3 protein-coding genes are annotated in these 5,001 nt (G+C 63.4%); all 3 read left to right on the top strand.

Translation table 11 applies throughout. The features are described 5' to 3' along the window. Positions 1 to 3 precede the first annotated feature (3 nt). The 3 genes from BLW01_RS12610 to BLW01_RS12600 all read left to right on the top strand — a co-directional run bounded on the left by BLW01_RS12610 (position 4) and on the right by BLW01_RS12600 (position 4,946). Entirely contained in the window at positions 4 to 2,154 is a 2,151-nt protein-coding gene (locus BLW01_RS12610) for an HlyD family efflux transporter periplasmic adaptor subunit (RefSeq protein ID WP_092570256.1), read from the top strand. 2 nt (positions 2,155 to 2,156) lie between these two features. Next, positions 2,157 to 4,121 carry a preprotein translocase subunit SecA gene (locus BLW01_RS12605; RefSeq protein ID WP_092570254.1) on the top strand — a complete coding sequence of 655 codons (1,965 nt, stop codon included), beginning with the start codon at positions 2,157 to 2,159 and terminating at the stop codon, positions 4,119 to 4,121. Between the two features lie 84 nt (positions 4,122 to 4,205). Then, positions 4,206 to 4,946 carry an efflux RND transporter periplasmic adaptor subunit gene (locus BLW01_RS12600; protein WP_092570252.1) on the top strand — a complete coding sequence of 247 codons (741 nt, stop codon included), beginning with the start codon at positions 4,206 to 4,208 and terminating at the stop codon, positions 4,944 to 4,946. Positions 4,947 to 5,001: the final 55 nt, after the last annotated feature.

The raw sequence follows: 5,001 nt of genomic DNA, 5'->3' as shown, positions 1-5,001 counted from the left end.
ACCATGGCCGGCGCGCTCTATAGCCAGCACTGGCATCGGGTGGCCGATCTCCGGTTGCGGCTGCGACGCCATGCCAGCCTGCATCGCCATGAATATCGTGGCGAGCCCTGGTACGTGTTGCACGATACGCTCACCGGTCAGGTACATCGCTTCACCCCCGAGGCCTATCAGATCATCGGGCGACTGGATGGTCGACGGACGCTGGGTGAGATATGGGAGCAGGTCAGCCGCACGTTGGGCGATGCCATGCCCACTCAGCAGGAACTGATCGGCCTGGTCGGGCGACTCCACAACGCCAATGTGCTGGCCGGCCATGGCGATATCGACATCGATGAACTGTCGCGTCGCCAGCGAAAACACCAGCGCGGCAAATGGCAGCAATTGATCCGCTCGCCGTTGGGTATCCGCATTCCGCTGCTTGACCCCGAACGGTTCGTGGCGGCGACGTATCCGCTGGTCAGACCGTTCATCAGTCCCTTGGGGGCGGCTATCTGGCTGGCGACGGTGGGGTTGGCGCTGGTCGTGGCGGGCATGCATTGGCAAGGATTGACCCACAATCTGGCTGACCGCGTGCTGGGCATCGACAACCTGTTGCTGATGGCGCTGGTCTATCCGCTGATCAAGTCGTTGCACGAGCTCGGCCACGCCTGGACCACCAAGGATGCCGGCGGCGAAGTCCACGAAATCGGTATCATGTTGCTGGTATTCTTTCCCGTCCCCTACGTGGATGCTACTGCCGCTGCGGCCTGCCCGGACAAGGGCAAACGCATGCTGGTCGGCGCTGCCGGTATCCTGGTGGAACTCTTTCTGGCGGCGTTGGCGATGCTGGTGTGGGCGATGGCCGAACCGGGCGTCCTGCGTGCGTTGATGTTCAACGTGATGCTGCTGGCCGGTGTCTCGACGCTGTTGTTCAACGGCAACCCGCTGCTGCGTTTCGATGCCTATTATGTCCTCGCCGACTGGCTGGAAATTCCCAACCTCGGCTCACGGGCGAATCAGCAGCTCGGCTACGCCATCAAACGGTATCTGCTGGGACGTCGTGACGTCACGGGTCAAGCCGGTTCCAACCGCGAGGCCTGCTGGCTGGTCGGCTATTCAGTCGCTTCCTTCGCCTACCGGCTGGTATTGATGGTCGCTATTGCGGTCTTCGTCGCCACCCGATACCTGTTCGTCGGCGTCTTGTTGGCCCTCTGGTCGGTTTTCATGACGCTGATCCTGCCCACGCTGAAACTGCTAAAGACCATGACCGTCGAATCCCGTCTGGAAGGCTCGCGTCATCGTGCCTGGGCCTGGTTGCTGGGTGTGCTCGGCACGCTCGGCGTGCTGTTGTTCGCGGTTCCCGTGCCCTATGCCACTGTCGTGCAGGGTGTCATCGACAGCGGTGAACCGACCCACGTGCGTCTCGGCGCGGCCGGAGAACTCAGCGAGATCCTCGTCGAGGACGGTGAATCCGTCTCGCGAGGCGACCCACTGATGCGGCTCGATGCACCGGAACTGGCGTCTGAGGTCAGTCGCCTCGAAGCGCATCGCCGCGAAGCCGAACTGCGTCTGCAAGCCAGTGTGCGCGAAGCGCAGGATATCGCCATGGAACGCGAAAATCTCGAATTGGTGGAACAGCGCCTGGCGGATGCGCGTCTGCGTGCCGCTGCGACCCTGGTGACCAGCCCCCGTGATGGGCGGGTGGTGATGCCGGAAGGTCGACCGCCACTGGGGCAGCATTTGCAGCGTGGCGAATCCGTCGCGGTCGTCGTGCGCGATGACGATCTGCGTATTCGCGCCATGCTTCCGGCCCATCGGCGTGACGAGGTCAGCCAGGCGGTAGAGGATGTCAGCTTGCGTCTACCGGGGCACGACAGCAGAATCGACTCATCGGTGGAGTGGCTATCGCCTCGGGCCACCCACGACATCCCCAGCGAAACCCTGACCCAGCAAGGGGGAGGCGATATCGCGCTGGATCCGGAAGCCGACGAGCCGTTGACCGCCTTTCGCCGCCATTACCTGGCCGATTTCGATGCCCGGGGCTTGATCGACAGCGACCTGCCACTATCACTGGATGGACGCGTGCATGTGCGGATCGAGCACCCGCCGGAGCCCATCGGCTATCGCTGGTGGCGGGATATCCGGCGTAATTTCCTTTCGCTGTTCGACAGATAGCCATGGCTGTTTCCTCGATTCCCCGCACACCTGTCGATGCCCTCGACCGTCCCGAGCGCCATATCGATCCACCGACGACCTTGGAGCGGTTATGGCGCTGGGTGCGTGCCCCGTTGCATTTGCCGGATCGCTTCCAGCGCTGGCGGCTACGTGCCGCCCTGCCGGCGATTCACCGTCATGCCGGGCGGCTGGCAATGCTCGATGATGTGGCCCTGAACGACCACATTCTCTCGCTGCGCCGACGCCTTTTGGCCGATGGGCTGACGCCCCGGCTACGTTGCGAGACATTCGCCACGGTACGTGAAGTCGCCTGGCGGGAGCTGGGCATGGCGCACCACGACGTGCAACTGATGGGTGGGCTGGCCCTGCTGGAAGGACGCATCGCCGAAATGCCGACCGGCGAAGGCAAGACGTTGACCGCCACACTGCCCGCTGCCACGGCCGCTCTGACCGGCGTGCCGGTCCACGTGATCACGGTCAACGATTACCTGGCGGCCCGCGACGCCGAAGCGATGCAGCCGGTGTATCGGCGTCTCGGACTCAATGTGGGAGCCATCGTTCATGAGATGAGTCCCGATCAGCGCCGCACGGCCTACCGGGCCGATGTGACCTACTGTACCAACAAGGAACTGGTCTTCGACTATCTGCGCGACGGGCGGGAACTCAGTCACGACCGCACGCCGCTGCTGGCCCATGCGGCCCGTCTCAAGGGATCGCTCGATGATCGGCGACTCCTGTTGCGCGGGTTGCATTTCGCCATCGTCGACGAAGCCGACAGCGTGATGCTCGACGAGGCCCGTACACCGTTGATTCTCTCCGGTCGCGACAGCAACGATCCCGTGGATATCGCCCTGATCGATGACGTGCTGGCACTGGCCGGCCAGTTCCGGGAAGACGAGCACTTCGTTCGTGAGAAAAGCCAGCTTCATCTCACCGAGGCGGGCAGGCAAGTCCTGGCCGAGCAGGCTGAACGGCGACTGGAAGCCCGTGGCAACCAGAGTGCCTGGCTGGGACGGGCGCGACGCGAATGGCTGCTTCAACAAGCGCTGGTGGCGCGCCATCAGTTCCAGCGTGACCGCCACTATCTGGTTCGCGACGGCCAGGTGCAGATCATCGACGAGCACAGTGGCCGGGTGCTGGCCGACCGACGCTGGGAGCAAGGGCTGCAGCAGATGATCGAGCGGCTCGAAGGCTGCGAGCCCAGCGACCCCAACCGCACGCTGGCCCGGCTGACCTATCAACGCTTCTTCCGTCGCTATCAGCATCTCGCGGGGATGACGGGAACCGCCGATGAAGTGCGCCACGAACTGTGGCGGACCTATCGGCTGCGCGTGGTCGCCATTCCCCCGCACAAGCCCTCGCAGCGTCGTGACTGGGGCGTAACGACATTCAATACCCCCAATGAACGTTGGGACTGGATTGCACGGCGGGCCGGTGAATTGTCGGCGCAGGGGCGTCCGGTGCTCATTGCCACTGTCAGCCTGGCGGATTCCGAAGCGCTGTCGCTGGCGCTCGGCGAACGGGGGCACGACCATGCGGTTCTCAACGCCCGACAGGATGCCGAAGAGGCAAAGGTCGTCGCCGCCGCCGGCCGTCGCGGTGCCATTACCGTCGCCACCAGCATGGCGGGGCGGGGCACCGATATCGCCCTGGAAACCGCCGCCCGTGACGCCGGCGGCCTGCACGTCATCATCGCCGGGCTGCACGATGCCTCCCGGGTCGACCGCCAGATCGCCGGCCGCTGTGCCCGACAGGGCGATCCCGGCAGTGTCGAGTGGGCCGTATGCGAAAGTGAACCGCTGCTCGACGAACTGCGTGGATGGCAACGTCATGTGGGCGTGTTGCATCAACGCCTGAAACGCGCCCAGCATGAGCGCGAGAAACGCCATGCCCGCGAACGCGCCCGGCTCCTCGATGCCGACTGGAACGAAGCCGACCAGCTCGGATTCAGCGGGCGGGGCGAGTAAATAGGATAGGATCGTAGGAACGACGTCAGTCGCGATGGCGGCCAAGAGCCGGCCAGGTTATTCAATAATGGAAAGGTAGTTACCATGCTGTATCGTTCACACCGCTTGCTGATCGTATCGATCCTGCTCGGCATCCCGACACTATCCATGGCCCAGGAAAATGGCCATGTCGACGCCACCAGTTGCCTCGTCGACCCGGGACGCAGTTCCACCATGTCCAGCCAGGTCCCGGGGATGATCGATGAAATTCGTGTCGATAGTGGCGATCGGGTCGAAGAAGGGGAGACGTTGTTCACCCTGAAACGCGAGGTCGAAGCGGCCAGCCTCGAACTCGAACGTGCTCGTGAACGCTACGCGGCTCGCACCTTGGAACGTAACCGGCGGCTGATCGAAAAAGGCATGCTCAGCGAAAGTGAGCAGGACGAAATCGACACCGAGCTATCGTTAGCCAGCCTACAGGCCAACCAAGCCGAGGCGCAGCTTGGCGAAATGGTCGGCAACGCCCCATTTGATGGGGTCATCGCCAGCCTGGAAAGCGAAGAAGGCGAATTCATCGACAATACCCCCATCCTCGAACTCGTCCAACTCGATCCGTTACGCATCGACCTCGTCATGCCACTGGAAGCCTACGGACAATACGAGATCGGCGATACTCTCGATATTCGTCTGGAAGCGCCCGTCGACGACACCGTCACCGCCGAGATCGACCGCATCGACAGCGTCATCGATCCTTCGAGCGGCACCTTCGGTATCCGCCTGGCGCTGCCCAACCCCGACGGCCAATACCCCGCCGGCATCAACTGCCGTATTGCCGATCGCGGGTGAAACCGCGCCTGCAAACTCCGTAACTGCCCCCTCCTGATGGCACGGGGTGGTGCAG

Source organism: Aidingimonas halophila (assembly GCF_900106955.1).
GTDB classification, from domain to species: Bacteria; Pseudomonadota; Gammaproteobacteria; order Pseudomonadales; family Halomonadaceae; genus Aidingimonas; species Aidingimonas halophila.
Note: the sequence above shows the minus strand (reverse complement) of the source record. Positions and strands in the feature narration are given on the sequence as shown.

Excerpts from the sequence above, each read along its gene's own strand:
- BLW01_RS12610 (WP_092570256.1), top strand. The coding sequence starts at position 4 with ATGGCCGGCGCGCTCTATAGCCAGCACTGGCATCGGGTGGCCGATCTC.
- BLW01_RS12605 (WP_092570254.1), top strand. The coding sequence starts at position 2,157 with ATGGCTGTTTCCTCGATTCCCCGCACACCTGTCGATGCCCTCGACCGT.
- BLW01_RS12600 (WP_092570252.1), top strand. The coding sequence starts at position 4,206 with ATGCTGTATCGTTCACACCGCTTGCTGATCGTATCGATCCTGCTCGGC.